4 protein-coding genes are annotated in these 4,276 nt (G+C 71.9%); all 4 read left to right on the top strand.

Going from position 1 to position 4,276, the window contains the following annotated elements; translation table 11 throughout:
- Positions 1-42: 42 nt before the first annotated feature.
- The 4 genes from ACFE67_RS06820 to ACFE67_RS06805 are packed head-to-tail and all read left to right on the top strand — an operon-like array spanning position 43 to position 4,274.
- Complete coding sequence (locus tag ACFE67_RS06820; protein ID WP_375406116.1) at positions 43-813, top strand: fumarylacetoacetate hydrolase family protein; 771 nt, start codon at positions 43-45, stop codon at positions 811-813.
- Entirely contained in the window at positions 810-1,775 is a 966-nt protein-coding gene (locus tag ACFE67_RS06815) for a YeiH family protein (RefSeq protein ID WP_375406115.1), read from the top strand. Before ACFE67_RS06820 ends, ACFE67_RS06815 begins: the two co-directional genes overlap by 4 nt.
- A 37-nt stretch (positions 1,776-1,812) precedes the next feature.
- Positions 1,813-3,321 carry a glutamate--tRNA ligase gene (gene gltX / locus ACFE67_RS06810; protein ID WP_375406114.1) on the top strand — a complete coding sequence of 503 codons (1,509 nt, stop codon included), beginning with the start codon at positions 1,813-1,815 and terminating at the stop codon, positions 3,319-3,321.
- Between the two features lie 11 nt (positions 3,322-3,332).
- Entirely contained in the window at positions 3,333-4,274 is a 942-nt protein-coding gene (locus ACFE67_RS06805) for a cytochrome b/b6 domain-containing protein (RefSeq protein WP_375406113.1), read from the top strand.
- The last annotated feature ends 2 nt before the right edge of the window (positions 4,275-4,276 follow it).

Here is a 4,276-nt window from a genome sequence, read left to right as displayed (position 1 = left end):
GGGCCCCGCTAGCGACGGCAGGGGCCTCGGTAGGGTCTCGGGGTGAAGATCGCGCGGTTCACCTCAGGGGGCAGCGACCCGCAGTTCGGCATCGTGGACGACGAGGACCTGGTCGTCGTCGCGGGCGACCCGATGTTCCAGGGGTTCGAGACGACGGGGGAGCGGGTGCCGCTGGCCGAGGCCAAGCTGCTCGCGCCGGTGATCCCGCGGTCGAAGATCGTCGGCATCGGCCTGAACTCCGCCGGCATCGAAGGGCTGCTGCCGCCGGGATCGGCGACCGAGCCGGTGATCTTCCTGAAGCCGAACACCGCGGTGATCGGCCCGAACGATTCGATCCAGCTGCCGCCGGTAGCCGGTCGGATCATCCACGAGGGCGAGCTCGCCATCGTGATCGGCGCGGTCGCGAAGCGGGTGCGCGCGGAGGACGCCGATCAGGTCATCTTCGGCTACACGATCGCGAACGACGTCACGGCGCTCGACCAGATGCTCGACGACGGGCAGTGGGCGCGGGGCAAGGGCTACGACACGTTCTGCCCGATCGGCCCGTTCATCGAGACCGAGATCGACCCGCGCGGCGTGCCGATCCGCACGCTCGTCGACGGGCAGGAGCGCTCGAGCGGGCACACCCGCGACCTCGTGCTGTCGATCCCGGAGATCGTCGAGATCGTCTCCGACGTCTGGACGCTGCTCCCCGGCGACCTGATCCTCACCGGCAGCTCGTCCGGGCAGCTCGACATCGTCGCGGGCAACCGGGTCGAGATCGAGATCGGCGGCATCGGCCGGCTCGTGAACCCGGTCAGAAACCGCGGGTGATCGCGGGGCTCGCGATCGCGCTGCTCGCGGTCGGCGCGGGCTTCCTCCTCCACCTGCTCGTCCCCGCGGTGCCGCAGCTCACGGTCTGCGTCGTGCTCGGTGTGGCCGCCGGACAGGTGCCCGCGGCGACCCGGTGGCTCGACGGCCCGCTCGCGCCGGGGATCGCCACGGCCGCACGGCGATGCCTCCGAATCGGGGTGGTGCTGCTCGGCCTCCAGCTGGTGCTCGCCGATGTCGTCCGCCTCGGGTGGCCCACGGTCGTCACGGTGGTGCTCGTGACCGCGGTCGCCTTCGCCGGCACGTACGGGATCGCCCGCCTCGCCCGACTGCCGGGGCGGGAGCCGATCCTGCTCGCTGCCGGGTTCGCGATCTGCGGCGCATCCGCGATCGGCGCGATGGCCGCGGTGACGAGGAGCGACGCGAAGGAGCAGTCCCGGCCCGTCGCACTCGTCACCCTCTGCGGCACGCTCGCCATCGTCGTGCTGCCGGTCGTCGCCGGAGCGGCCCACCTGTCGACGGAGGCGTTCGGCCGGTGGACCGGGGCGAGCGTGCACGACGTGGGCCAGGTCGTGGCGACCGCGCAGCAGTGGGGGAGCGGCGCGCTCGCCGTCGCGATCGTGGTGAAGCTGCTCCGAGTGCTGCTGCTCGCCCCGCTGGTCGCCGGGACCGGCCTCGTCCTCCGGCTGCGCGGTGCGCAGGAGGGGACGAGGGCGCCGATCCTCCCGCTGTTCGTCGCGGGGTTCGTCGTCTCGGTGCTGGTGCGCAGTCTCCTGCCCCTGCCGCAGGCGGTGCTCGACGTCGCGCAGGTGCTGCAGACCGTGCTGCTCGGCATGGCGCTGTTCGGTCTCGGCTCCGGCATCCGGTTCCGGCAGTTGGCCGGGACGGGTGCCCGTACCGCCGCCGCGGGCCTCGGTGCCTGGGCGCTGATCGCGGTCGCATCGCTCGTCGTCGTGTTCGCCTGAGACCGGTCGCGGCCGCTCGGTAGACTCGTCTATCGCCATGCCGATCGCCCATCCGTTCACGAACGCCACGGGCTCCGACGTCCGCGTGCGCTTCTGCCCGTCACCCACCGGCCTGCCCCACGTCGGCCTGGTCAGAACCGCGCTGTTCAACTGGGCGCAGGCTCGGCACGCCGGCGGCGCGTTCGTGTTCCGCATCGAGGACACCGATGCCGCCCGCGACAGCGAGCAGTCGTTCGACCAGATCGTCGACGCGCTCACCTGGCTCGGCCTCGACTGGGACGAGGGCGTGCTGAAAGGCGGCCCCGACGAGCCGTACCGCCAGTCGCAGCGCGGCGCGATCTATCAGGACGTGATCGATCGGCTCACCGCCTCCGGCCACCTCTACGAGTCGTTCATGACCGCGGAGGAGATCGAGGCGCACAATCGTGCCGAGGGCCGGCCGGTGCAGCAGGGGTACGGCAACTGGGAGCGTGACCCGGCTGTGCGGGCGCAGTTCGCGCTCGAGGGCCGGCAGCCGGCCCTGCGCCTCCGCGTGCCGGAGGAGGACCTGTCGTTCGACGACCTGGTGCGGGGCACGATCACGTTCGCCGCGGGCTCGTTCCCCGACTTCGTCGTCGTGCGTCCCGGCGGTCAGCCGCTGTACACGCTCGTGAACCCGGTCGACGACGCGCTGATGCGCATCACCCACGTGCTGCGCGGCGAGGACCTGCTGCCCTCGACGCCGCGGCAGATCGCGCTGTACCACGCGCTGATCGACATCGGCGTGGCCTCGTGGGTGCCCCGGTTCGGCCATCTGCCGCTGGTGCTGGGTGACGGCACGAAGAAGCTGTCGAAGCGCGACCCGGAGGCGAACCTGTTCCTCCACCGGGAGCGCGGCTTCATCCCCGAGGGCCTGCTCAACTACGTGGCCCTGCTCGGCTGGTCCATCGGGCCCGACCGCGACGTGTTCTCGCAGGCGGAGTTCGTGGCCGCGTTCGACATCGGCTCGGTCAACCCCAACCCGGCGCGCTTCGACCTGAAGAAGGCCGAATCGATCAACGGCGACCACATCCGCCGGCTCGACGTCGACGACCTCACGGCGCGGATCGTGCCGTACCTGCAGGTGAAGGACGTGCTGCCGGAGGAGCCGACCGCGGACCAGCTCGCCCTGCTGCGCCGGCTGACGCCGCTCGTGCAGGAGCGGATGCAGCTGCTCGGCCAGGCGCCGGACCTGCTCGGGTCGTTCTTCGTCACCGCGGACGCGCTCGTGGCGGACGAGGCCGCAGTCGCCGCTCTCCCGAGGAATGCCGCGGAGGTGCTCGCTGCCGCTGAGGCGGCCCTCACGCACGTCTCCGATTGGACCGTCGCGGGCGTGAAGGCGGCGCTCGAGGGAGCGCTGATCGACGACCTCGGCCTGAAGCCGCGCGTCGCGTTCAGCCCGGTCCGGGTCGCGACGAGCGGGCGCCGGGTCTCGCCTCCGCTGTTCGAGTCCCTCGCGATCCTCGGCGGCCCCGAGACGCTCGCCCGCCTCCGCGCGCTGCGCGCTGCGCTCGTGCCGACCGTGTGAGCGGCGACCGCGTGAGTACAGGGGTCGCGCCGGCTGCGCACCGGCGATGGCCGTGGCTCGTCGCCGCCGGTGCCGTCGTGCTGGTGGTGCTGGTCGTCGTGATCGCTCGCCTCATCCGGTTCTCCCCGGCGGGGGAGGCGTTCGTCGGCACGTACTCCGGAGCCGCGCCGCAGCCGGCGGGCACCCCCGTCGGCTTCCCGGCGTGGTCGGCGTGGCAGCACGGCCTGAATGCGGTGTTCCTGCTCTTCACCGTTCGGTCGGGCTGGCGGATCCATCGCGGCGGTCGCCCCTCCACCTTCTGGATCCGGCGGAACGACGGCAGGATCCGCACTGCGAACCCTCCGATCCGCGTCGCGATCGACCTCTGGTCGCACTACGTCGCCGACACGCTCTGGGTGCTGAACGGCGTGCTGTTCGTCGTGCTGGCCGCGGTGAGCGGGCACTGGGTGCGCATCGTGCCGACCGACTGGCGGATCGTCCCGGAGGCGGTCTCGGCGGGTCTGCAGTACGCGTCGCTGGTCTGGCCGACGGAAAACGGCTGGATCGACTACAACGCGCTGCAGCAGCTGAGCTACTTCGCGGTCGTCTACGTCGCCGGTCCCATCGCCGTGCTGACCGGCCTGCGCGCGGCGCCCGGCTTCGCCGCGCGGCTGCGGTTCCTCGACGCGCGCTTCCCCCTCCGGCTGACGAAGACGATCCACTGGTGGACCATGTGGTTCTTCGTCGGGTTCACGGTGATCCACGTGTTCCTCGTGCTCGCGACGGGCGCCATCAGGAACCTGAACCACATCTACGCGCTCCGCGACGACCAGAGCTGGGTAGGCGCCGCGGTGTTCGCGGTATCCCTGCTGCTCACCGGAGCGCTCGTGCTGGCGCTGCGCCCGCCCGTCGTGCGCCGGGTCGCAGCGCTGACCGGCACGGTCCTCCACCGCCCGCCGAAGCCGAGCGCATAGCC

The sequence above is a fragment of the uncultured Amnibacterium sp. genome, from assembly GCF_964244015.1.
In the GTDB taxonomy this organism is placed as follows: domain Bacteria; phylum Actinomycetota; class Actinomycetes; order Actinomycetales; family Microbacteriaceae; genus Amnibacterium.
Note: the sequence above shows the minus strand (reverse complement) of the source record. Positions and strands in the feature narration are given on the sequence as shown.

Coding starts and splice junctions, on each gene's coding strand:
- gltX (WP_375406114.1), top strand. CDS start 1,813: ATGCCGATCGCCCATCCGTTCACGAACGCCACGGGCTCCGACGTCCGC.